Here is a 22,668-nt window from a genome sequence, read left to right as displayed (position 1 = left end):
CTATGAAGCCCGTTAGAGAGCCGCAAATCAATATATTCAAAAAATCAAGCCCGCTGAAAGCTAAGGTTATCAGCAATGTACTTCTTACTCCAGAAGCTGGAAAAGGTAAAAGACCTAAAAAAGAAGGCGAGTCCTTAATTCATAGAATCACTCTAGCTATTGATCATAGCCAGTATCCTTATTTAATCGGACAATCCGGTGGTATCATTCCTCCGGGCGAAGATCCCGAGAAAAAAGCAAAAGGTTTAGCGGACGCTGCTTATACAGTGCGCTTATATTCCATCGCTTCTCCTAGTTACTCTTTCGGAATGAAAGAAGATACAATCGAATTCATTATCAAAAGAGATAATGTTTACGATGCAGATGGAAACGTTCAGTTTAAAGGAGTTTGCTCCAACTACGTTTGCGATCTTAAAGAAGGTGACGAAGTCGTAATGACTGGACCTTCCGGAAAAAAATTCCTTCTTCCAAACACTGATTTCTCCGGAGACATCATGTTCCTTGCAACCGGAACAGGTATCGCTCCATTTGTTGGAATGAGCGAAGAACTTCTTGAACACAAACTCATTAACTTCACAGGTAATGTAACTCTTGTATACGGAGCACCTTACTCTGATGAATTAGTAATGATGGATTACCTAAGAGGATTAGAGAAGAAGTTCCCTAATTTCAAATTAGTAACCGCTATCTCCAGAGAGGAAAACAATCCTTTCGACGGAGGAAGAATGTATATCTCTCACAGAGTTAAAATGTTAGAAGCAGAGGTGAAAAAAGTTCTCTCTTCCGGCGGACGTTTCTATATCTGCGGCGGTCCGAAAGGAATGGAAAAAGGAGTGATCGAAGAAATCCAAAAGATCGATGGAAACTCCGGAACTTATGAAGAATTCAAACATCATCTGGAAGGCGCTCACCAACTATTCGTGGAAACCTACTGATCGATTTTCTAATATTTCAAAGTAAAAAGGCTCCCAATCGGGGGCCTTTTTTTATGGAAAACGACTGGAAATCCAAAACCGGGAATTTAGTCTTTTGCCGTCAGGAAGGGAAAACAATGAGCGTAGTTCGAGATATCGATAAAGGTAAAGGCGAGATCATCCGAGTTGAAATTTCAGAATTTAAAGGAAATAAATATCTAAACCTAAGAGTTTGGTACACAGACAGCGAAGGTGAATACAAACCTACCCAAAAAGGGATCGCGATCCCGGTTGGACTGTATTCAGAAGTAAAAGACGCAGTACTTGCGGCGGAAAGCTTATTAAGCTAAACCGCCTTACTTTCTATCCATGCCTTCAATAAACTTTGGGCCTCTTCTTCCGTTTCGGAAGCACGGATATGAGATTCCAATCGAGTAATCGAGAATACTTTTTTAACGGAAGATCTTAGATTACTTACGATCAATTCTCCGCCTCTTTTTCTAAGCCAGCCTGCGACCTGTATTAACATACCGATCGCGGAAGAATCTATGTAAGAGGATTTAGCCAGATTGAATACAATGTATCTGTAACCTTCTTTCATCTTTTCTTGGATAGCGGTTTTGATCTCTGGGCATCTATAAAGATCTATATCTTCATTTGTACGATAGGCAAAAATCTGATCGTGGTATTCCACCCCATCGTCCGGAAAATTTTCCATCGCTCCGTACTGAAGTTCGGAAGCTGAAGCGACCAAATGTTTTGCAGCAGTAGGAGAATTTTCCAAGATCCGATTTTTCAAAGAACTTACTCTAAAACCAAGAGTTTGTAGAACTTCAGGAGCGAGTTCTTCCTTTTCGTTGATTTCTTTGATCAGATCATTTAAGAGAGCGATAGATTCGTCCGTATAACCTTCTTTCAAAAGTGTTCCGGCCTTTCTCAATCCTTTTCCAGTTTTAGCGATTGTAGCTTCTACCACTACGTCTGCATCTTCCTTAGCAGAGTCGTCGTTCCAATCCAAAGGAATATCTATCGTTTTCTGTTCAAGTTTAGCGCCGTCGGTTAATTCGTAGTAACTTGCAGAAATATTAATATTTGGAGGAGTTTCTTTTTTAGTTGGGCGAAGTTGGACTACAAGACTTTTTACGTCGTCGGCTCTCATATCTCCGACTTCTAACACTAATGTTTTGGTGCGTCCTGTCTCTTCCGGGTCAGGTTCTTGGTAAGAAGAAACTTCTGATACTAGATCCAAATAATCTATTCCTTTCGGGAAATTCACCTTCAGTTCTATGGATTGAGCGTATAAGGTCCCGATATCTCCAAACTCTTTGAAGAAGATATCTCCGGTTTCTTCAGGAGTTTCCACATAGTAGAAATTTCCTCCTCCGGATTCTGCGATCTCTTTTAAAAGTATTTCGTTAAAATCATTACCGAAACCGATTACGGTTGTGCTGATCCCTTTTTTATATGCATCAGCTGCGATCTGGATCAACTGCACCGGATCCTTGATCCCCAATGTTGGATTTCCATCGGTAAGAAGAATGACCCTTTTATAACCGTCAGCGATCGGATGTAATTCCAAGGTTCTTAGAACATGAAGCCATCCACCACTTAGGTTGGTAGAAGTACCTACTTGGATAGAATTCAATCTATGAATAACTGAATTTTTTTCGGCCAGAGGAACAAGAGGTTGGATGACCTGTACGTCTTCTGCGTAAGCAACTGCAGTTAAAAAATCACGACGGGTCAACCAATTGACTAACGAAGAAGAAGCCTGGATCACAGAATCCATCTTGCTTCCCTTCATGGACCAACTTCTGTCCAAAGCTAGGCCTAAAACTAAAGGTTGCCTTTGAGCGGAGACGGGTCCCGTAGGAGAATTTAAACGTATAAGTAGAGTGTTGGACTTTGCGGAAGAACCGGCCGGTCTCATCAATTTGGCCGAAAGAATCATGCGCTTGAAAAAACCATTTACATACGCTAAGAGCAAGAAGAATTTAAAAGAGAAACGGAAATAGAAACCGAAAATGAGCCAAGAAATTATAGAGCCATTCCTTAAGGTTTTTTTAGACCGATTTGCGGAAATTCGGACTCAAAATTCGGAAGAGATCCCTAGTTTCACACAAATTTACAAAAACGGAAATCTTATCTGTGAAGCTTTCAACTCAGTGGAAATTTCCGAAGATTCTTCCTTACATAGCGAAGTTCTCGCGATCTCCGAAGCAAAGCGGATCTGCAAGGAAAGATATCTCACCGATTGTATCCTCATTACCACGCTAGAGCCTTGTTTGATGTGTGGAGGTTCCATTCTTCTTTCTAGAATCCCTAAAGTAGCATATCTGGTTCCCGCAAAATTGGGAGAAGGTATTTCATCTCTTCCTTTAGAAACAATCTATAGCAGAAATTTTTTTCCAGAACTTGTACTAATTAAGTCAGAAACGACCAAAGAGTTATTCAAAACTTTCTTCAAAGATAAGAGAAATTAGGCGGACTTTTAGGCTTTTCCTCCTTTCTTGTCTCAGGCTATCTGGTAAAATTACAAGCCTATGGCCGGAAATCACGAAGTTCTCTCCCGCAAATATCGCCCCCAAAGATTCCAAGATGTGATCCATCAAAATCTTGCGATCGGTGCATTACAAAACGCGGTTAAATCCGGAAAGATAGGCCATGCGTATATTTTTTTCGGCCCTCGAGGTGTTGGAAAAACTACAATCGCCAGAATTTTTGCCAAAAGACTCAACTGTCAAAATCCTATCGATAACGAACCTTGTAATCAATGTGATTCTTGCCAAGAAATCACAAAAGGTATTTCGGGAGATGTTCTGGAGATAGATGCTGCGAGTAACCGCGGTATCGAGAATATCAGAGAACTTAGAGATAACGTAAAGTTCACCCCGATGGGTGGTAAATATAAAGTGTACATCATTGATGAGGTGCACATGCTTACGGATCAATCCTTCAACGCACTTTTAAAAACTTTGGAGGAACCTCCGGCCCATGTGGTTTTCGTTCTGGCTACCACTGAGTATCATAAAATTCCGGAAACCATTCTATCTCGTTGCCAAGACTTTATCTTTAAAAAAGTTCCTTTATCCGTTCTACAAGACTATGCGGAGAATTTATGTAAGGAAGAAAAGACCAAATACGATTCGGAAGGATTGTTTTGGGTAGCAAAGAAGGGCGACGGTTCTGTGAGAGATATGCTTTCCTTTATGGAGCAGGCTCTTGTATTCACAGATAATCGACTCTTGGGATCCGAGATCCGAAAAATGATCGGTTATCATGGGATCGATTTCTTATCCGATTTTATCAAAAGTCTGGTAGATGCCGAAAATTCTTCTAAGTCATTGCAGATCATCGAGAACCTATACCAAGAAGGTCAGGACATATTCAAATTCCTCTGGGATTCGATTGAGTTCACTCACACATTATGTTTATTGAAAGACTCCGCGGCGGACTCCGAATCGGTAAACTATCCGAGAGAAGATCTGATCAAGATGAGAAAGGATTTCGAATCCATAGATCCGATCGCGTTAAATAAACTTTCTTTCCGTCTTTTTGAATTATTCGAAAAAGTTAAAACTCTTCGTTTGAGAAACTCTTTTGAGATCAAAATTTTCATAGAAATACAGATCAAAAAACTCACAGAAGATCTGGCAAAACCTAGTCTCGCAGGACTTGTAGATAGGATCAATCATCTCATATTGATGATCCAAGACCAGGATGGGAATACTCCGGCCGCTACATTTGACATTCCTAAAAAACAAGTTCCTACACCGTCTAAAGAAATGCAAACTTCCCCCCCGACTCAGACTCCAGTTGTGTCTAATGAGAAGAAAGAAATTCCCCAAGGACAAAAACCAAGTCCGCTTTCTTCCCTAGAGGATATGGCAAAAGATGTTTCTTCCGAAGACGCAGAATGGGAAAAATCTTTCAAAAACGAATTTTTAGGAACGGATGTAGATCCTTCCAAAGTACCTAAGCTGGGACTCTAGGGTAAAAGCCATGTTTGAAAATCTAAAGAATGCATCCGAAATTTTTTCCAAAATGGGAGAAATGCGCGGCAAAATGGAAGAGATCAAAAAAAGGATCTCCAACCTAAGAGTTATGGGTGATGCGGGTGCCGGAATGGTACAAGTCACATCTACCGGAGATGGATCGATCGTAGATGTAAAGATTAATCGTGCATTATTTGATTCAGAAGATAATAAAATGTTAGAAGATCTAGTCATGGCAGCAACAAACGATGCCATCCAAAAAGCCAAACAAGCCGCAGAATACGAATTAAAATCGATTACGGGCGGACTGGATCTTTCTGAAATTTCTAAATTATTCGGCGGCAACCTTGGCTGAACATTTAATTGAGGGAATGGTAAATGCACTTTCTTCTCTTCCCGGTATCGGAAGAAAGAGTGCATATCGTATCAGTTTTCATTTATTAAGACAGGACCCCGCGGTTTTTAACGGGTTTATCCAAAGTTTGTCGGAAGTAAAAGGAAGGATCCGCTTCTGCTCTCGCTGTGGATCTTATTCAGAAGAAGAGATTTGTGATCTATGCCTCTCCGAAAAAAGGGACAGTCATACAGTTTGTGTGGTAGAACAACCCGAAGATGTATTCTTTATAGAAAACACTGGAGAATTCAAAGGCAGATATCACGTTCTCGACGGTGTCATTTCTCCCTTAGAAGGTGTAGGACCTCAAGATCTACGAATCAGAGAACTTTTAAATAGAATAGAACCCGAAGATCTGAAGGAAGTTTTAGTAGCGACCAATCCCACATTAGAAGGGGACGCAACCGCAGACTATTTAAACCATCAATTAAAAAATTTTAATATATCAGTGACTAGGATCGCTTACGGGATTACGGTGGGTGGTTCCATAGAACTTGCGGACCAATATACTTTGGGAAGAGCTATCCGCTCCAGACTTAAACTTTAGAATCTGTGTTCTGCAGTTACAAATAATTCTCTCAGAATTGTTCCTTGGGTTGTATCCAAATAAGCTTTTAATCCGTTGCCAGCAATAAAGTAACCGGAACGTAAGAGAATCTGCATATCTCTAAATGCGCTCCATCTGAGGTTCAAGTTATATTCCTGACCGAAGTACGCTGAAGTATGATAGAAATTCTCTTCATTATAAAATCTATTATTATCAATGAGTGGAGACTTAGTTCCGTATAATCTATAATAGCCCAAAGTTAAAACCAGAGGACCTGATAGAACTATATCTGTAAAAATTCCATATTCATACAAACCGCTCATATCTCTACCGGAGAATAAAGCGTAACCTCCCGTAAAGTCGTTTGCGATGTTAGAAAGTGAATATCCAGGGAACAAAGTTCGATAACCATTTCCATGCAAATTAGATCTGGTTCCGTCTTTCTCATAGCCTGGTCTTCCAGTAGAACCGGAAATCATTGAGGTAACGCTTACAGATTCATTGTATCTATAAGATAATTGTGTATCAAAGAATCCACCTTTGATATTATACTTATCATACTTTTGTTGGATCTCATTCCCGTTTGCATCCCTGTACGGATTCAAAGACTTAACAGTTCCATGATTATAAATCCCATGGATTGTCCATGTGAAATCTGAAAAATTGAATTCATTGAATAGACCGTGCCAGAACAATTGATTCGCATCACTGGTTCTAGAAACCAAACCATAGACTCCGTTCACATCCTGAACATCTCTTAGATTATCATCCAAGTAAAAACTATACAATTCATGTTTGGCATTATTGAAGAAGCTAGTTTTGATCTTATAAAAATAAACGTTGGAACCTTGGTAATTTTTATCGGCAAATGTATTCTTATCTAAGTCAGTAAGATTATTCTGTTTAGCTACGAACCAACCGCCTTCAATCGTTGTATTCCAATCTCTAATATCTTTAGTTAAATTTACCCCGGTTCCCGGAACAAACACAACTCTACCTTGCGCAGAAGTGAAAAGTTGTAGACCTACTCTCGCAACAAAACTTTTCTCAGGTAACTTGAAGTTTAGATAAAGAAAGTTTGTCTGCATATTCACCGCAGAACTGAAGGTAGCTTCTCCGCCTTGTCCAGGACCCACGTTAGAACTCTGATTAACTCCTCTTCCCCCAAAGATAATATCTCCTATCTGAACACCCACTAATGCTTCGAAATATTTCGAAGTGGAGAAGTTCATATTCAAAGTCATCCTAGTATCATAGTAAGTTGTGTCTTCCTTTTGAGGAGTGAGAGTACTCGGGCTACCTTTTTCTCTAGCAGCTAACTCATTTTGGTACTTAGTAAGAGTGTCCTGATTGTATTGTTGTAAAAATTCAGAGCGGTTATAAGGAGTTACTGGAGTTTGTCTGGAAGTATAAATATCTCTTCCTAAATTAAAACCGCGCACCCTGTAGTTTCCTTGAAAATCTATCTTTGTTTTTTCCTCCACTTCCTGAGCGGAAAGAGAAATTCCTACAAGAACAAAGATAACTAGGGCAAAAATTCTGATCTTTTGAATCGGAGAGTCCAACACGAATTATTTTACCCAACCGTTTCCTAGAAAATATTTAGAACGTAAACCTTCTATCACTCCTGTTCTTTTTAACTCTTTTACGAAGAAATTAAAATTATCCGCAAACACTAGATCGTTCAAAGGTAATGCAGCACTGATATACTCATCCATAACAGGATTTACCAGAGCTACATAGTTAGCCTTCAAACTCGGTTGTTTTTGAAGTAAAGATAGAATGTACAAACTATCCGCAACATAACAAATCACATTACCATTTATTAATGCATCTATTGCAATAGAATCCGAAAGATAACTGTAAATTTGGTTTTTACCAAACCTTCTCAAAAGATAATTATGATTTGTAGTATTGGATCGAACAGAAAATGAAAGTGCATTAAGAACGGCCAAATCTTCCAAAGATTTAAAAGTTCTGGTAGTCACTATACTACCTTCCGGCTCGGGAGGAAGAGAACGTTTTTTAATAAGACCTGCAGGAGTTGTAAGAAGGTACGGATCCGAAAAGGTAACCGTTTTTCCCCGGCTGAGATCGGTCGACATTCCCGCCATCGCGATATCTATTGTGCCTGCAGAGATCTCATCCGAAAATTGGCGGAAAGTTTTGAGAGGTTTTACTTTAAGAGCAACTCCCAAATAGTCAGCATACAGCTTCGCAAGTTCCATATCAAAACCTGGAAAACCCTCTTTCGGATCTTGGATGTAAAAAGGTTCATAAACACGATTGACCCCTACCACCAATTCCTTTTTAGAAAGGATTAGATCCAGTCTAGAAGACATAGCTTTGGTTTGAGAGTATAAGTCTAGGGAGGTAAAAAGGACAATGGCCGAAAGAATTGCCGACTGAAACTGCTTCCGCATTTTCATGATACCTAGGTTATCGGCATCTTCCGGTTGTTAAAGGAGTTTTTAGTCTATTCTACAATTTGAAATTCGGTCCTTCGATTTTTGCGGTCCGTTTCCGGGTTTTTTTCCGCATAAATCGGCTCCTTACTTCCCTTACCGTCCGTCGTAAATCTACCGACAGAAATTCCTTTTTTAACCAGATAATCCTTCACAGCTGCCGCCCGATTGCGACTTAATTCCAGATTATCGTTCGCATCACCGTGTAAATCCGTATGCCCAGTAATTTTCAGCTTTATGGAAGGATTTTCATTTAAGAAAGAAACCAATCTGTCCAAAATTTCAAAGGACTCTTCTTCGATCTCGAAAGAACCGGTTCTGAAATGAATAGATTCCAAAGAAATCTTTTTATTCCTCTTCAACTCCTCCCATTCATTCACGGAAAATTCGTAGATATCGTAATTTCCACCTTCTTTCACAAGCCTACAAAAGTACGCATTTTTGCCGTCAGGAGTCTCAGTGTAGAATGCTTCATCTCCGGGAGAATTAATAACCGGCCCCAGATTGACTGCAGGGGAGAAGGTCCCATCCTCCTTGATCTCTACTTTATAAATATCTAATCCACCATAACCGCCGGGACGATTGGAAGAAAAATATAGATATTTGCTATCTCTACTCAAAGTAGCAGCGATTTCCGCATGTTCCGTATTTACAGGACTTTCCATTCGGATTGCCTTTCTCCAAGAACCATCCTTATATTCAGAAATATAAATATCTGATTCGGCCACTTTTCCGAAAGGATAACGTGTGAAAAATAAGTAACTACCTGCTAGGAAAGGATTTTCTTCTATCGCAGGAGTATTCACTTCTTGAGGAAGTCTTGTTGCTTTATCCCAAGATCCATCTTTCATAGTGGCAAAGTAAAGATCTCTAGAAACCCCGATCTTACCATTTCCCAATTTAAATTCAATACTACCGTCTCGGTTAGAGGAGAAGATGATGGCCTTCTCATTTTCTATAATGAAAGGACTTTGGTCGTCAAACTGAGAATTTAATTCGGAAATTTCTGCACCAGAGCTCCAACCATCTTTCGTTTTTACTGATTTTAAAAGATCGGAGTAGTTAGAATTTTTACGTTTGGAATAATAATATAAAGTATTTCCGTCTTCAGAAAGACTGATCCCAAATTCATTTAAAGAAGTATTAATTTCTCCCTTTAACGGAGCTACCTTTCCTTTTGCAGAATCTTCGGCGCCGGAAACGGAAAATCCTGCAAAGATAAAATAACAAAGTAAGGTGATTATAGTTTTGAAAGATAAAGAAGACTGAGTATGGATTTCGGAAGCCATACTCTAACTATCTGTCTTTTAAGAAAAAACCTGATACTTTTTCGAAGAAAAAATCAGAGATATTTTTTCAAAACTTCAGGAAAGTCTATTGTGCCATCTTCTTTTTGATAAGTTTCAATAACTGCGGCCAAAGTTCGACCGATCGCCAAACCAGAACCGTTTAAAGTATGGACCAATTGATTTTTGCCTTCTTTGGATTTGTAGCGAATCTTACCACGTCTTGCTTGAAAATCTTTAAAATTAGAAACAGATGAAATCTCCATCCAACGATTTAAACCAGGCATCCAAACTTCCAGATCATATGTCTTAGAAGAAGCAGCTGAAATATCTCCACTGCACAATAACATAACTCTATATCGAATCCCTAATTTTTTCAGGATATTCTCCGCATGAGAAAGCATCTTCTTATGTTCTTCTTCGGAATCTTCGGGACGCGCAAATTTCACAAGTTCCACTTTTTGGAATTGGTGAACTCTAACTAGACCTCTAGTATCTTTTCCGTACGAACCGGCTTCTCTTCTGAAACAGGAAGTATGAGCAGTAATAGAGATAGGTAAGGAATTTTCCGAAATGATTTCATCTCTGTACAAATTTGTTAAAGGAACTTCTGCAGTTGGGATTAAATTGAGTTCATCTCTTTCTAATCTATAGTATTCGTCCTTAAACTTTGGATATTGTCCGGTAGTAGTCATACATTCGTCGTTTACCATAATAGGCACCCAAACTTCCGTATAACCATGTTCAGTAGTATGAGTCTCTAACATGAAATTCGCAAGGGCTCTTTCCAATTTAGCGCCTATTCCGAAATAAGTGTAGGCCCTTGCACCCGCTAGTTTTGTTCCCTTTTCAAAATTGAACCAGCCTAATGTTTCTCCCAATTCGAAATGAGGTTTAGGAGTAAATTTATAGTCTCGAACTTCTCCTACTTCGTACAAAACTTTATTATCGTGTTCGTTTTTACCTACAGGAACGTCTTTATCCAGAATATTAGGAAGACCTAAATTGATTTCCAAAAGTTTAGACTCTAGAGATTCAAGATCATCTTCTATCTTTTTGATCTTATCTCCTATCTCTTTTACTGCGGCAGAAGCAGCTGCGATATCTCCGCCTGCCTGTTTCACTTTTCCGATCTCTTTACTTGCTTTATTCCTTTCTTCACGGAATACATCAGCTTCTTTTTGAAGAACTTTTTTCTTTTGGATGATATCCGCAAGTTGGTCTAAAACCGCTAAGTCTTTGAAACCTCTCAGTTCCAGATTGGATTTTAATTCTTCTGTGTTATCGGTAATGTATTTCAGATCAATCATGATGGTACGCCTTCCTTTGCGTGAATTTTAAGGAATTATTATACAAAGTTTTTTCTACCTGAGCATTGGATTCTTTTCTAAGAGAAAACATTTTTTCTAAAACGAATTTAGTATAAGATGGCTCATTTCTTTTTCCACGAAAAGGTGGAGGTGCAAGAAACGGTGCATCCGTCTCAATCAGCATACTTTCCAAAGGAAGTTTTTCGGCGGCCTCTTGGATATCTCTTGCATTCTTAAAGGCAAGGATCCCGGAGAAAGAAATATAATATCCTAGATCCACCAACTTCTTCGCTGTCGGATAATCATAGGTAAAACAATGGATCACTCCAAATGCCTTGTCTCTATGTTCTTTCAAAATAGAAACGGTATCTTCCGCCGCATCTCTAGAATGGATAACAACAGGAAGAGAATACTGAGAAGAAGCTTCTAAGAAAGAATGCAACACGTCCGCCTGATAAGCCTTAGTTGAAGCATCGTGGTAATAATCTAATCCGATCTCTCCAATCGCGGATAACTTTTGGTCCGTCACGTTTTCTTTGACTAGTGTCAAAATTTCCTCTTTTTTAGGAAATTCATGAGTCTCAGTTGGATGGCATCCGATCGAATAAAATATTTCTATCTCTTCATCTGAAAATTTTTCAGATAAACCTTTCGCTCTAATTGAACTCTCAAGGTCGATGCCGATCTGGACGATCTTTTTTATACCAGATTCTTTTGCTTTTTTTACTGATTCTGCAATATCCTGCCCTTGCTCTTGTATTATATCTAAGTGGCAGTGAGTGTCGATGATGGAGTACATATGAAAACGGCTTTTAAAAGGCAGTTTTCATGATTTGTATTGACTGAAAAGAGAATTTTTTAGAATCCTTACAGCATAACAACGGAACGGGGAAACTCGTTGGTTTGGGACATAATAGCTTGAATCTTAAATCCTATCTTGCACTACTTTATTATAGGCTCAGATACAAATACCAAGATCTGAAGCTAAAGCTAGATATCAAAATAGCAAATTGGAATAAGAAGGGGAAAGAACGTCTCACCGTCATGGTGATTCCTCATTCTGAACAAAAGACGATCAACTTTCATATTTCTTACAGAGCGATCACCATCTTCATCGGAACTATTTTAGTTCTTCTTCTTATCAGCTCTATCAACGTTCTTAGCCACTCTGGATCTATTCACCAGCTCACAGAGTTGAACTTATCCAACCAAGACTTCATTCGTCAGTCGGCGAAAATGAAAGAAGAGATTAACGGTCTTCATGAACACGTTGAGTACTACCACAATCACGTGGGTGCCCTATACGGAAGATTAACTGGAGATAATTCCAAGGTTGCGAAAGGGATCGGCGGAGCTGAAAAACTTTCCCTTGGTTCCGACAGAAACTTAGCACCGGGTGCAGAAGTATTCCGACTGAAAGAAGACGTTCATAATCTTAAAGTAGCGAACGAACTTACCCAAGAAATCATAAGTATATTAAAAAAACGTAAAAATCTTATCCGTCAGACTCCGTCGATTTGGCCGGTAAAAGGATATGTTCTCTATCCGTATGGAGAATATCTAAATCCGGTTACTGCTCGTAGGGATTTCAATAACGGATTGGATATCGGTGCTTTTGCCGGATCCGAAGTTGTGGCGACTGCACCTGGTACTGTTTACGAGATTGGATACACTCGTAACACAGGATATTTTGTGAAAGTCGGTCACAAGTTCGGTTGGAAAACGATTTACTCTAATCTGGATCGTGTAAAAGTGAAAGCGAACCAGCAAATTTCCAAAAACGAAGTATTAGGCTTCGTTGGAAAATCGGAAAACAGTCCTCAGTACAGTCTTCATTATGAAATTCATGTGGGTACCAGAGCGATCGATCCTTTTGCATTCTTGAACCAGATCCAAGACTGATGGCCCATACAGAAGAGCAATTAGCAGTAAATAGCATCATCGGCGAAGGCGCCGAATTCAGCGGAGACTTCAAACTTTCCGGACTTCTACGTATTGACGGTATTTTTAGGGGAACTATAAAAACCGACGGAAAAGTCCTAATCGGAAAGACCGGAATCGTCGATACGGATATTAAAGCTCGTATTGTCGTTGCCGGCGGTGAAATTAATGGGAATATATTCGCGTCGGAACGAGTGACTCTACTCGCTAGCTGCCGTATGAAAGGTGATATTATCACTCCAAAGGTAGTTATGGAAGAGGGAGTACAATTCGAGGGAAATTGTAAGATTAACCCGACCACTCATTGAAGATCCAATCCCAAAAAGACCCTCGCACAGAATCACGTAGAAAAAAAGAGTTCGGACTTTCTCTAAGTTCTTCCTTATACCAACCTGTACCAAGTTCCGTATCCGATTCCCAGATCCCGGATTCTAAGAGTGAATTTTTTGATTTGGTAGAACATCTTCTTCCTTATAATCAGGAAAGAACAAGAGATCTAAATTCTTTACTTAGAGATCTTCCTGATGCTGAAAGAAATTTTTTAAAATCTCCTACATATGCAAATCTGGAAGTTTACAAAAGAATCGTTCAAGGTATCTTGAAGGAAGTTCTAGATAGAAATACAAGTTTAGAAACTTTACGCACCAGAGCCAGAGGTGGTTCAGAGAAAGTTTACCAAGTAGTCCAGATTGTAGACGATAAAATCCAAACTCTAGCGGACTTTATCATTCATCCTGAAAATTCTACTTTTGATTTAATGAAAAGAATGGAAGATATTCGCGGTCTATTGGTAGACCTAATGAATTAAGATAGGCTTTTAGAGCCTAAATTCTTAAATACTTCCGGAAGTTTTGCCGGTTTTCTGGATTCTAATAATAAAAACGCCCAGGTTAATTCTCCGTTACAGACCAAACTATCGTCCGATAATTTTCGGACCTGTATATTCCAAAGGATACTAGCAGGTTTGATCTCTCCTGCTTTTACATAAACTTTTAATTCTTCGTCGAATCTTGCAGGCGATTTGTATTCTATCAGTGAGCGAGTAACTACGAAGTCTAGACCATTCTTCTCTAATTCGCCCTTATAGTCATATTTTAGAAATCTCATGTACTCATTCAGAGCAGTATCAAAGTACGTAAGATAATGTGCGTTAAAAACGACAGCTTGTGCATCTATCTCGGAATAACGAACTCTTAGAGTATAATAGAATTCCGGATCATTTGAGCTCATGGATTATTTTTGATAACCAATATTCTTAAACGGCCTTATAAACCTAAGGCGTCTAAAACCTTTTGTAAAGCATCCAAACTTGGATAAGCAATGCTGAGTTTTCCTTTCCCGGAAGAAGAATTATGAGTGATATCCACTTTCATAGAATACTTTTTGCGGAATTTGTTTTCGAGTTCTACAATATCCACTTCTTTACGTTTGGATTTTTTCTTCTCTCGGACTGGAGCTTCTTCCGTTAAATTTGCGACTATATCTTCGACCTGACGGACTGTAAGACCTTTCTCCGCAATTTGATAAGCAAGCTGTTCTGATTTTTTACGATCCGCGATGGAGAGAAGTGGTCTTGCATGACCTTCGGATATTCTTCCATTTTTTACCAGATCCATTACCGAATCAGGCAATTGTAAAAGACGAATTAAGTTCGAAACAGTGGCTCGGTTCTTGCCAACGCGTGATGCAATATCAGTAATCTTTAATCCAGATTTTTCGGAAAGGGTCTTATAAGCTAAAGCCTCTTCGATCGGATTTAGATTTTCTCTTTGGATATTTTCGATAAGAGCCATTTCCAAAGTTTGTTGGACATTTGCTTTTTTAACTACAACCGGGATCTTGATGAAGCCTGCAATTTTACACGCACGGTATCTTCTTTCCCCTGAAATGATTTCATATCCTGAACCGACATCTTTCACTACGATCGGTTGGATCACTCCATGAGCCTTGATAGTCTCAGCAAGTTCACGCAAAGATTCTTCGTTAAAAGTTCTTCTTGGTTGGTCAGGATTTGGACGGATCTCGGAAAGTTTTACTTCTTTGAGCGAACCTTCTCCGCCTGCTTCTTTAAAAGACCTTTCTTCCGAAACAGGAATTAAATTCCCCAGTCCTCTTCCTAATGCTTTCGGTTTTGCGCTAGCACTCATTAATTTTTACCGGCTACTTCTAATGCAAGACTTCTGTAACTTTGAGCGCCAATCCCTTCCGGATCATAGGAAAGAATGGACTTACCAAAAGAAGGGGCTTCGGATAGTTTGATGTTTCTTGGAATAACAGTAGTATATACTTTTTCTTTAAAATAAGACTTAACGTCCTCTGCCACTTGTTGAGCAAGATTAGTTCTCTTGTCGAACATAGTCAGCAGCACGCCCTCGAGCTCCAGAGAAGGATTCAATTTTTCCTGAACCAGAGAGATGATCTTCATAAGCTGAGTCAGTCCTTCCAAAGCGAAATATTCCGTTTGAAGAGTGATCATCACGCTGTCGGCCGCGGACAGAGCATTGATAGTTAGAACACCAAGAGAAGGTGGACAGTCGATCAGGATATAATCGTACTCGGTTCTCAAATGACCGATCGCATCTTTTAAACGAAACTCACGATTCTCTTCTCCTAATAGATCCGCTTCCGCACCAGATAAATTGATATTAGAAGGAATGATATGAAGGTTTTCGATATCAGTTCTTTTGATACATTCTGCAGCCGAAGATTCTCCGATCAAAAGTTCGTAAGAAGTATTTTGGAGAGTGTTGATTTCGAATCCTAAACCGGATCCCGAGTTACCTTGTGGATCAAAATCTACGATCAATACTTTCTTACCGATCGCAGCTAGATTTGCCGCAAGATTGATGGAGGTAGTAGTCTTTCCTACGCCGCCTTTTTGATTACTTATGGATACTATCTTTCCCATAGAATTCTTTGCTCTCCTTCTCGAGGAGCTTCCAAGCTCTAGGGATACCTTGCCTTGCCGATCCGACCTTTTTCAAGAATTTAATATGTCGCATGCCTAAAAAGTCGAGTTCAGGCAAAAAGACAGTTTTCTCAACTTCAAAACCACTATCAGTTAAGATCTTCTTTTCAATTTTTGCATCAAACTCGTCTTTGCCTATGAATGGGACATAATATCCTTCTTTTATAATACATCTACATAAGACTTCTGCACTCCAAGGATAAGGCACAAAGCCTCTAGAAACACCTAAATTCCAGTCGGTTTTCCAGTCCTCTGCCCTTGCAAAAAGGAAATCAACACCAGCAATCTTGTTTTCTTTTACAAAGTTTTCTGTGTGAGAAAGTTTTCTTCTTTGTGAATCTAATAGAACTAACTTAGGCCTTTCCTTCTCCACTAAACAACGAAAGAAGAAGCCCGGTATGCCTGGACCCGTGCCTGCATCTCCCACCTTCATTTTGTTAAACGATCCTATCATGCAATGGATCTTATAAATATGAAAGATAGATTCTAAAACGTGACGATCTAATATTTCGTTTGTATCTCTTTTAGAGAAAAACCCGCCTGCTTGGTTCTTCTCTTTTAGGAAGGATAAGAATAAAGAGACAAGCTCCCAATCGAATAAGGGAAGAATCTGTTCTGCGTTTTTTGGAAATCTATATCTTAACGCTGCTTGGATCCCATCCGAATCATGGCTGAAGTCCGGATGTCTTGTCTCTGTTTCTGTCATTCTACTTTGCGACTTGGTGATTGTATTCGATGATGGACTTGAATAAAATTTCAATTCCCATCTTGAGCTGAGGAACACTCATGCTCTCGTTCTTACCATGAATTCCATCTATCTCCTCTGAGGAAAGTAATGCAGGAATGAGTCCGTAACATTTTAATCCGATCTGTCTAAGATAAGAACTGTCTGTTGTTCCTGGTGATAAGAATGGAGTGGCAATCGATCCTGGTTCCACTGCAGTCACAGTTCCCGCAAGAACTCTAAACAATAATCCATCCATTGGAGAAATACTTCCTGACTCTAAGTGACGAGCGCTAACTTCTACTCCGTATTTTTCCCCGAGTGCTTTTACTTCTTCGAAGATCTTTTTCTCATCTTGTCCTGGAAGAATTCGAATATCTAAAGATCCTGTTGTCTCAGAAGTAATTACATTCATACCGATTGGATGACTATCGATACCTGTTAAACTCACGGTGTTTCTAGTCATCGCTCTAAGATGTCGATTAGAGTTGATCACACCTTTTAAGATCAGAAAGAGTACAGGATTTCTAGATCTCTTTAATACAAATGAGTCGGGAAAATTACTGATGCCGCCTAATGAATAGAAGAATGCAGCAGTCTCATCCTTAATCATAGTTTTGTTTCCGATGTTTTGCACTTCTTGTAAGAAATCTACCATGGACTTTGCAGCATAAGTTACAGGAGGAGTACTTCCGTGCCCCGGAATGGATTTAGCTTTTAAGTCCAACCACACTGCACCTTTTTCTGCAAGCTGTATATTGAATACTTTAGATCCTTTGATTGCTATATCTTTGGATCCAGTTCCGCCCTCGTTCCAAACGTATTCGTATCCGTTGAATATTTCTTTATGTTTATCAACTAAGAATCTAGCTCCGTGTTCCGAGCGACTTTCCTCATCTGCAATCGCGAGAAACATTAAGTTTCTTTCTAACGGGATCTTCTTCTCATGAATAAGTAAGAATGCATATAGTTGCATGATACCAAGGCCCTTAACATCCACTGCACCTCTTCCATGAATTCTATCTCCTTTCCTTACTCCGGAGAATGGTGGAACATCCCAGTCTTTTGCGTCCGCTTCTACAACATCAATATGACTTGTGAGTATTAAACCTTCTTTAGTTGTATCTTTACCTTTCAACTCAGCGAGTAGAGATGCTCTGTCCGGCTTACCAGGATATTCAATGATGCGAGAAGGAATTCCTCTCTTGTCTAGGATAGATTTTAAAAAGACCGCACCTTCTTTCTCTCTACCTCTAATCGTTGCGATCTTGATATAAGCTTGTAGATCTTTTGCGGCCTCTTCACTCAGAGCAGAGTAATCTAAGTTAGGAATAGTTGCTTCCGGTTGGATGGGTTTGATCCCTTTTTCTGTGAATGCGATCGTATAAATTAAAAAGATCGCAATAAGAGCAAGGACCGTGATCCCGAATTTTTTGAGGGACATATTTCCTCTCCACTAATCTTTCTTTATTGGCTTCTAATGTTTTCGGTGTAGAAGCCCGTAAAAAATTATTCCGTCATTGAACCTCTGCAAGGAGTTTTCCTTTGATTCCGAGATGGGAATGTTATAATTTATGTAGGTTTTCCGACTGAAATAAAATGAGATTCCAAGAGTCTTACAGATACCACAAAAAGAAAAGACCTCAATATCTGATCTTGATCCGGTATCATTACAGAAGAAACCCATTCAAATTTCCTAAAAAGACTCTTAACATTTTTCCTAAATAGTCGATGTCTAGAAGGAGGTAATCTCCATGTTAAAAAGAGTATTCTTCTTCGTTCTTATCTTCTGCATCAGCCCGATCCATTCTTTCACTCCGGGAAAATGGTCCCACACTGATAGGATCATTTTAGGTTTCGAAAAGGGCGGACCTACCCAAGAACTAGTAAAAGATTCCAAAGGAAATTTAATCTATACTGCAAAGTACGAGTATGATCCTTCCGGAAAATTGATTAAGGAAAACTATATCGGACAAGATGGAAAGCCAGATGGGTTTACCAAGTTCATATACAAAGATGGAAAAATCTTAAAAGAAGAACTCTATAATAAAGATGGAGTGAATCTTGAATCTAAAAACTTCGGATACAATAAAGCTGGAGTTCTCTCTTCTATCGAGTTATTAGATAAGAATGGAAAAAATATACTTACCTGCACGATCATCTCTTGGGGTGAAAATGGATTGGTGAAAGAAGCTCAAACTGAATGGACAGATGCAAAACTTACTGAAAGATTTGCGATCATTAAGGACCCGAACAAGCCGGGACTATTCCAACAGAATATTTATAATGAAGATAAACAACAAGCTGCATCCACTGTTCTGACTTTCGATTCAAACGGAAAACTTCTGAGTCGAATGAATGTTCAAGGAACGATTGAGAGAATGAACCGATTAATCTGGGACAAAGAGAATCGTTTGCAACAATTCACTTTTTTGATCAAGCAGGGAGATAAATGGGCAGTTGAAAAAACTCACGAGCTTGTTTACGGAAAATAATCACCCGCGTTTCACGTGAAACGGATAGAAGGGAGGGCATCTGCTCTCCCTTTTTTATAGTCCGCTCAAAAATTTAGGTCATCGACAAGTAGTAAAGTCGGGCTTCAAGAACTCGGACTTTTTTCGAGAAGCTCTTATATCTTCCGAAAGACTAGCCTAGTCCAAGTAACATCTTCTTTGTTCTTCATTAAGCTAGGTTGGTTTTCTATAATTAGTAAATTCTTAAGACCTAATTTTGAAGCCTGATCAATACTTCTCTTTCCATCTGTCGGAAACACATAAGTTCCTCTACCGGCTGGACCATTAAGAAATGAAAAAGCAAAGATGCCGATTAGTTTTGAAAGTTTAGCAAGACTTGGTAGCGAATCATCTACCCATTTTATCTTATCAGAAGAATATAAATGAGCTCCAGCTTGTCTGAATTCTTGAAGTGGTTCCACTGCGGCAACTGAATGTCCCATTTTAGAAAAGATAAAAGCATCCCTTCTGCACCTTTTACTTGATCTGGATTCATGTGAATTGATGGAAAGTTAGAAGGGATCATATAGAACGACAGTGTTTTTTAAGAAAAACGTTTCACGTGAAACGTTGGAATTCCAACACGCGGTTTCATATTAATTTACCAAATATAACAATCAGCAAAAGAAAATAAAAAACCCCGAGGCAACCCGGGGTTTTTCGTTTCATCAGTAGACTTCAGAGAAGTTTAAACCGGACTCGGCTTTCTTCCTTTGATATAGAAAAGAAGCATATCAATATCACTCGGATCAACCCCAGAGATCTGAGCAGCTTTTTCTAAATTTAAAGGACGATGTTTTGTAAGTTTCTGGATGGCTTCTTTCTTAATACCAGGCACTAAAGAGTAATCGATCGTCTCAGGTATTAGAGTAGTAAGATATTTATTCTTCCAATCGATAGTATCTTGTTCTCTTTTGATATAACCTTCGTATTTGATTTCCATCTCGATTACCTTTCTGTCTTGAACACTTAACTCTTCAGACTCAGGCACTAGGAACTTAACATCTTCGAAAGCAATCTCTGGTCTTTTTAGAAACGAATCCAACTTCGAACCGTACTTTAAACTTTGAATTCCCTTTCTTTCTAATAAGGCTTCGAATTCAGGTAGAGGTTTGAGTGGAGTAGATTGAATCTTCTCCTTAACTTCAGAGATCTTTTTATATCTGCCAGTCATTTCATTGAAAGTTTCTTCGGATACAAGACCCATCTTGTATCCGTACTTCATAAGTCTTTGATCCGCATTGTCTTGTCTCAGAAGAAGTCTATGCTCCGCGCGAGATGTGAACATTCTATATGGATCTTCTACACCTTTATGAACTAGATCATCCACAAGAACTCCGATATAAGATTCTCCTCTAGAGAATAACATCGGCTCCTCCCCTCTTAAAGAAGAAAGTACACTATAAGCGGCAACCAAACCTTGGGCTGCAGCTTCTTCATAGCCGGTGGTGCCGTTGATCTGTCCTGCATGATAAAGACCCTTGATCTTTTTAGTTTCTAAAGTTGGTTTTAATTCAGTTGGATCTACATAGTCATATTCGATTGCATATCCGGGTCTTAAGATTTCTGCTTCTTCTAGGCCCGCAATGGAACGTACTAGTCTCCATTGCACTTCTTCCGGAAGACTAGTCGAGACTCCATTTAGATAGATCTCTTGTGTATCGTAACCTTCCGGTTCTAAAAAGATTTGATGTCTTTCTCTATCTGCAAAACGAACAACCTTATCTTCTATGGAAGGACAATATCTAGGCCCAGTCGATTTGATCTGACCCGAATACATTGGAGAAAGATGAATGTTCTCGTTGATCAATTGATGAGTTTTTTCATTCGTATAAGTAATATAACAAGGGACCTGTTTACGAGTGATCTTAGTTGTAGAAAAAGAAAAAGGAGAAGGTTCCGGATCACCTTCTTGCACGCTCATCACAGAAAGATCCACGGAATTTTTATGAATCCGCGGAGGAGTTCCAGTCTTTAATCTTCCTAATTTCAAATTGTACTTAGCAAGCGAATGAGAGAGACCTTTGACTGTAGGTTCTCCGAATCTTCCATTTTCTTTTTGGTAAGTTCCTATATGAACGATAGAAGATAAGAATGTTCCGGTAGTTAAGATCACATGATTCGTGAAAATTTCGAAACCTCTTCCCGTCCGAACTCCAACAATACGATCTTCTTCTATCAAAAGATCTTCTACCGTATCTTGTCTGATGGATAAGTTTTGAATAGATTCAAGTGTATGTTTTACCTTGAGTTGGTATTCTTTCTTCTCCGCTTGAGCTCTTGGTGCCCAGACGCTCGGACCTTTTGATGTATTCAACATTTTGAATTGGATACCTGTAGCATCGATGACCTTTCCCATCAAACCACCAAGTGCATCTACTTCTCGAACCATATGTCCTTTTGCAATCCCACCGATGGCAGGGTTACAAGACATTTGTCCGATCGTATCTAAGTTCATTGTGATGAGTAAAGTTCTAGCACCACCAAGAGATGAGACATAGGCAGCCTCGGAGCCTGCGTGACCTGCGCCGACCACAACACAATCAAATTGATTGGGAAAAAAAGAAGAATTCATTCAGACCTAGCACTCCTGCATAAGCTCTTCGCAAGATCGATCATTAGTCGACAGTAGAGCCTATGCTTAGAATCATGTAATCAATAGTATCACTTTCAGGTTCCCTGTACATGCCCGAATCCATCAAGAAACTCTCTTACTTCGAAGGAAAAATAGTCCCGGAGTCAGAAGCAAATATAAACATCAAAACTCACGCCTTACAATATGGAACCACAGTCTTCGGAGGTATCCGAGGATATTATGATTCTAGTTCCGATAACTTATATGTTTTTAGGATCTTAGATCATTATAAACGTCTTGTGAATTCTACAAAGATCATGCAGTTGCAGTTCACAAAAACTCCGGAAGAACTCCGTGACATAACCTTAGATCTGCTGAAACAATCCGGATACAGAAGGAACGTATATCTTAGACCTTTCATCTACACTTCTGCTCTGCAACTTTCTCCTAGGTTCCACGATGTTCCTACTGAACTTGCAATTTATGTTTTGGAGTTAGATGATTACTTAGATACCAAACGTGGACTGACTACTATGGTTTCTAGTTGGAGAAGGTTCGATGATACTGTCATCCCTACTCTCTCCAAAGTTTCCGGTGGATATGTAAACTCTGCTCTTGCAAAATCGGAAGCAGTTCAGAACGGATATGACGAAGCGATCTTCTTAGACGGAAGAGGATTCGTAAGTGAAGGTTCTGCAGAAAATATCTTCTTAGTGAGAGACGGAAAGATCATCACTCCTTCTATCTCTTCTTCTTTGTTAGAAGGAATCACAAGACGTTCCGTTTTACAACTCGCAAAAGATTCAGGATATGAAATCATCGAAAGAGATATCACAAGAAGTGAACTTTATATCGCTGATGAAATATTCTTCTCCGGAACCGGAGTGCAGATCGCTTGGGTCAGCGAAGTAGATAAGAGAAAGATCGGTAACGGTGAAATGGGACCCATTACTAAAAAGTTGCAGTCCACATTTTTCGATCTTGTAGTTGGAAAAAACCAAAACTACAAACACTGGTTGACTCCTGTTTATTAATC

Annotated in this window: 24 protein-coding genes; 11 read left to right on the top strand and 13 right to left on the bottom strand. The window is 39.3% G+C overall.

Annotated elements, in window-relative coordinates; translation table 11 throughout:
- The first annotated feature begins 2 nt into the window (after positions 1–2).
- Together CH365_RS06730 and CH365_RS06725 are read left to right on the top strand one after the other, a co-directional pair.
- Positions 3–935, top strand: a complete 933-nt coding sequence (locus CH365_RS06730) for a ferredoxin reductase domain-containing protein (RefSeq protein WP_100767811.1) — start codon at positions 3–5, stop codon at positions 933–935.
- Between the two features lie 116 nt (positions 936–1,051).
- The gene (locus CH365_RS06725) at positions 1,052–1,264 is read left to right on the top strand and encodes a transcriptional coactivator p15/PC4 family protein (protein WP_165782577.1); all 213 of its coding nucleotides are present in this window, start codon (positions 1,052–1,054) and stop codon (positions 1,262–1,264) included.
- Here the strand turns inward: CH365_RS06725 and CH365_RS06720 are convergent.
- On the bottom strand, positions 1,261–2,865 hold the full coding sequence (locus CH365_RS06720) for an anti-sigma factor antagonist (RefSeq protein ID WP_100767809.1): 1,605 nt from the start codon (positions 2,863–2,865) through the stop codon (positions 1,261–1,263). The two genes, CH365_RS06725 and CH365_RS06720, sit on opposite strands and share 4 nt — an antisense overlap.
- A 73-nt stretch (positions 2,866–2,938) precedes the next feature.
- Between CH365_RS06720 and CH365_RS06715 the strand changes: the two genes are divergently transcribed.
- The 4 genes from CH365_RS06715 to recR are packed head-to-tail and all read left to right on the top strand — an operon-like array spanning position 2,939 to position 5,850.
- Positions 2,939–3,397 (top strand): nucleoside deaminase, encoded by a 459-nt coding sequence (locus tag CH365_RS06715; protein ID WP_100767808.1) that lies wholly within the window; start codon positions 2,939–2,941, stop codon positions 3,395–3,397.
- 60 nt (positions 3,398–3,457) lie between these two features.
- A complete protein-coding gene (dnaX, locus tag CH365_RS06710; protein WP_100767807.1) occupies positions 3,458–4,906 on the top strand; it encodes a DNA polymerase III subunit gamma/tau in 1,449 nt (482 codons plus the stop codon).
- A gap of 10 nt (positions 4,907–4,916) precedes the next feature.
- Entirely contained in the window at positions 4,917–5,264 is a 348-nt protein-coding gene (locus tag CH365_RS06705) for a YbaB/EbfC family nucleoid-associated protein (protein ID WP_100767806.1), read from the top strand.
- Positions 5,257–5,850 carry a recombination mediator RecR gene (gene recR, locus CH365_RS06700; protein ID WP_100767805.1) on the top strand — a complete coding sequence of 198 codons (594 nt, stop codon included), beginning with the start codon at positions 5,257–5,259 and terminating at the stop codon, positions 5,848–5,850. Before CH365_RS06705 ends, recR begins: the two co-directional genes overlap by 8 nt.
- Here the strand turns inward: recR and CH365_RS06695 are convergent.
- The 5 genes from CH365_RS06695 to CH365_RS06675 all read right to left on the bottom strand — a co-directional run bounded on the left by CH365_RS06695 (position 5,847) and on the right by CH365_RS06675 (position 11,710).
- Entirely contained in the window at positions 5,847–7,418 is a 1,572-nt protein-coding gene (locus tag CH365_RS06695) for a hypothetical protein (protein ID WP_100767804.1), read from the bottom strand. The genes recR and CH365_RS06695 overlap by 4 nt on opposite strands.
- A 3-nt stretch (positions 7,419–7,421) precedes the next feature.
- Positions 7,422–8,192 (bottom strand): substrate-binding periplasmic protein, encoded by a 771-nt coding sequence (locus CH365_RS06690; protein ID WP_100767883.1) that lies wholly within the window; start codon positions 8,190–8,192, stop codon positions 7,422–7,424.
- Between the two features lie 134 nt (positions 8,193–8,326).
- The gene (locus tag CH365_RS06685) at positions 8,327–9,604 is read right to left on the bottom strand and encodes an OmpA family protein (RefSeq protein ID WP_100767803.1); all 1,278 of its coding nucleotides are present in this window, start codon (positions 9,602–9,604) and stop codon (positions 8,327–8,329) included.
- 53 nt (positions 9,605–9,657) lie between these two features.
- A complete protein-coding gene (gene serS, locus CH365_RS06680) occupies positions 9,658–10,911 on the bottom strand; it encodes a serine--tRNA ligase (RefSeq protein WP_100767802.1) in 1,254 nt (417 codons plus the stop codon).
- Entirely contained in the window at positions 10,904–11,710 is an 807-nt protein-coding gene (locus CH365_RS06675) for a TatD family hydrolase (protein ID WP_100767801.1), read from the bottom strand. The genes serS and CH365_RS06675 overlap by 8 nt, the downstream gene beginning before the upstream one ends.
- A gap of 119 nt (positions 11,711–11,829) precedes the next feature.
- On the opposite strand from CH365_RS06675, the gene CH365_RS06670 reads away from it, so the two are divergent.
- From CH365_RS06670 to CH365_RS06660, 3 genes are read left to right on the top strand one after another with little or no spacing between them, the layout of a single operon-like run.
- The gene (locus CH365_RS06670; protein WP_100767800.1) at positions 11,830–12,813 is read left to right on the top strand and encodes a M23 family metallopeptidase; all 984 of its coding nucleotides are present in this window, start codon (positions 11,830–11,832) and stop codon (positions 12,811–12,813) included.
- Positions 12,813–13,160 (top strand): bactofilin family protein, encoded by a 348-nt coding sequence (locus CH365_RS06665; RefSeq protein ID WP_008589609.1) that lies wholly within the window; start codon positions 12,813–12,815, stop codon positions 13,158–13,160. The genes CH365_RS06670 and CH365_RS06665 overlap by 1 nt, the downstream gene beginning before the upstream one ends.
- Complete coding sequence (locus CH365_RS06660; protein ID WP_100767799.1) at positions 13,157–13,660, top strand: YaaR family protein; 504 nt, start codon at positions 13,157–13,159, stop codon at positions 13,658–13,660. Before CH365_RS06665 ends, CH365_RS06660 begins: the two co-directional genes overlap by 4 nt.
- Here CH365_RS06660 and CH365_RS06655 read toward each other — a convergent pair.
- The 5 genes from CH365_RS06655 to CH365_RS06635 are packed head-to-tail and all read right to left on the bottom strand — an operon-like array spanning position 13,657 to position 17,988.
- Entirely contained in the window at positions 13,657–14,082 is a 426-nt protein-coding gene (locus CH365_RS06655) for an acyl-CoA thioesterase (RefSeq protein ID WP_100767798.1), read from the bottom strand. The genes CH365_RS06660 and CH365_RS06655 overlap by 4 nt on opposite strands.
- A gap of 35 nt (positions 14,083–14,117) precedes the next feature.
- Positions 14,118–14,999 carry a ParB/RepB/Spo0J family partition protein gene (locus tag CH365_RS06650; protein WP_100767797.1) on the bottom strand — a complete coding sequence of 294 codons (882 nt, stop codon included), beginning with the start codon at positions 14,997–14,999 and terminating at the stop codon, positions 14,118–14,120.
- The gene (locus CH365_RS06645; protein WP_100767796.1) at positions 14,999–15,760 is read right to left on the bottom strand and encodes a ParA family protein; all 762 of its coding nucleotides are present in this window, start codon (positions 15,758–15,760) and stop codon (positions 14,999–15,001) included. The genes CH365_RS06650 and CH365_RS06645 overlap by 1 nt, the downstream gene beginning before the upstream one ends.
- Positions 15,735–16,526 (bottom strand): RsmG family class I SAM-dependent methyltransferase, encoded by a 792-nt coding sequence (locus tag CH365_RS06640; protein WP_100767795.1) that lies wholly within the window; start codon positions 16,524–16,526, stop codon positions 15,735–15,737. Before CH365_RS06640 ends, CH365_RS06645 begins: the two co-directional genes overlap by 26 nt.
- Before the next feature lies 1 nt (position 16,527).
- Complete coding sequence (locus CH365_RS06635; protein ID WP_100767794.1) at positions 16,528–17,988, bottom strand: M20/M25/M40 family metallo-hydrolase; 1,461 nt, start codon at positions 17,986–17,988, stop codon at positions 16,528–16,530.
- 310 nt (positions 17,989–18,298) lie between these two features.
- On the opposite strand from CH365_RS06635, the gene CH365_RS06630 reads away from it, so the two are divergent.
- On the top strand, positions 18,299–19,039 hold the full coding sequence (locus tag CH365_RS06630; protein WP_100767793.1) for a hypothetical protein: 741 nt from the start codon (positions 18,299–18,301) through the stop codon (positions 19,037–19,039).
- A gap of 134 nt (positions 19,040–19,173) precedes the next feature.
- Here the strand turns inward: CH365_RS06630 and CH365_RS06625 are convergent, their stop codons facing one another.
- Positions 19,174–19,479, bottom strand: a complete 306-nt coding sequence (locus CH365_RS06625) for a hypothetical protein (protein ID WP_125226294.1) — start codon at positions 19,477–19,479, stop codon at positions 19,174–19,176.
- A gap of 266 nt (positions 19,480–19,745) precedes the next feature.
- Positions 19,746–21,632 carry a tRNA uridine-5-carboxymethylaminomethyl(34) synthesis enzyme MnmG gene (gene mnmG / locus CH365_RS06620; protein ID WP_100767791.1) on the bottom strand — a complete coding sequence of 629 codons (1,887 nt, stop codon included), beginning with the start codon at positions 21,630–21,632 and terminating at the stop codon, positions 19,746–19,748.
- Between the two features lie 110 nt (positions 21,633–21,742).
- Here mnmG and CH365_RS06615 point away from each other — a divergent pair, with 110 nt between their 5' ends.
- Positions 21,743–22,666 carry a branched-chain amino acid transaminase gene (locus tag CH365_RS06615; protein ID WP_100767790.1) on the top strand — a complete coding sequence of 308 codons (924 nt, stop codon included), beginning with the start codon at positions 21,743–21,745 and terminating at the stop codon, positions 22,664–22,666.
- Positions 22,667–22,668: the final 2 nt, after the last annotated feature.

The sequence above is a fragment of the Leptospira neocaledonica genome, assembly GCF_002812205.1.
GTDB classification, from domain to species: Bacteria; Spirochaetota; Leptospiria; order Leptospirales; family Leptospiraceae; genus Leptospira_B; species Leptospira_B neocaledonica.
Note: the sequence above shows the minus strand (reverse complement) of the source record. Positions and strands in the feature narration are given on the sequence as shown.

Excerpts from the sequence above, each read along its gene's own strand:
- CH365_RS06730 (WP_100767811.1), top strand. The coding sequence starts at position 3 with ATGAAGCCCGTTAGAGAGCCGCAAATCAATATATTCAAAAAATCAAGC.
- CH365_RS06725 (WP_165782577.1), top strand. The coding sequence starts at position 1,052 with ATGAGCGTAGTTCGAGATATCGATAAAGGTAAAGGCGAGATCATCCGA.
- CH365_RS06720 (WP_100767809.1), bottom strand. The coding sequence starts at position 2,865 with ATGATTCTTTCGGCCAAATTGATGAGACCGGCCGGTTCTTCCGCAAAG.
- CH365_RS06715 (WP_100767808.1), top strand. The coding sequence starts at position 2,939 with ATGAGCCAAGAAATTATAGAGCCATTCCTTAAGGTTTTTTTAGACCGA.
- dnaX (WP_100767807.1), top strand. The coding sequence starts at position 3,458 with ATGGCCGGAAATCACGAAGTTCTCTCCCGCAAATATCGCCCCCAAAGA.
- CH365_RS06705 (WP_100767806.1), top strand. The coding sequence starts at position 4,917 with ATGTTTGAAAATCTAAAGAATGCATCCGAAATTTTTTCCAAAATGGGA.
- CH365_RS06690 (WP_100767883.1), bottom strand. The coding sequence starts at position 8,192 with ATGTCTTCTAGACTGGATCTAATCCTTTCTAAAAAGGAATTGGTGGTA.
- CH365_RS06685 (WP_100767803.1), bottom strand. The coding sequence starts at position 9,604 with ATGGCTTCCGAAATCCATACTCAGTCTTCTTTATCTTTCAAAACTATA.
- serS (WP_100767802.1), bottom strand. The coding sequence starts at position 10,911 with ATGATTGATCTGAAATACATTACCGATAACACAGAAGAATTAAAATCC.
- CH365_RS06675 (WP_100767801.1), bottom strand. The coding sequence starts at position 11,710 with ATGTACTCCATCATCGACACTCACTGCCACTTAGATATAATACAAGAG.
- CH365_RS06665 (WP_008589609.1), top strand. The coding sequence starts at position 12,813 with ATGGCCCATACAGAAGAGCAATTAGCAGTAAATAGCATCATCGGCGAA.
- CH365_RS06655 (WP_100767798.1), bottom strand. The coding sequence starts at position 14,082 with ATGAGCTCAAATGATCCGGAATTCTATTATACTCTAAGAGTTCGTTAT.
- CH365_RS06650 (WP_100767797.1), bottom strand. The coding sequence starts at position 14,999 with ATGAGTGCTAGCGCAAAACCGAAAGCATTAGGAAGAGGACTGGGGAAT.
- CH365_RS06645 (WP_100767796.1), bottom strand. The coding sequence starts at position 15,760 with ATGGGAAAGATAGTATCCATAAGTAATCAAAAAGGCGGCGTAGGAAAG.
- CH365_RS06640 (WP_100767795.1), bottom strand. The coding sequence starts at position 16,526 with ATGACAGAAACAGAGACAAGACATCCGGACTTCAGCCATGATTCGGAT.
- CH365_RS06635 (WP_100767794.1), bottom strand. The coding sequence starts at position 17,988 with ATGTCCCTCAAAAAATTCGGGATCACGGTCCTTGCTCTTATTGCGATC.
- CH365_RS06630 (WP_100767793.1), top strand. The coding sequence starts at position 18,299 with ATGTTAAAAAGAGTATTCTTCTTCGTTCTTATCTTCTGCATCAGCCCG.
- mnmG (WP_100767791.1), bottom strand. The coding sequence starts at position 21,632 with ATGAATTCTTCTTTTTTTCCCAATCAATTTGATTGTGTTGTGGTCGGC.
- CH365_RS06615 (WP_100767790.1), top strand. The coding sequence starts at position 21,743 with ATGCCCGAATCCATCAAGAAACTCTCTTACTTCGAAGGAAAAATAGTC.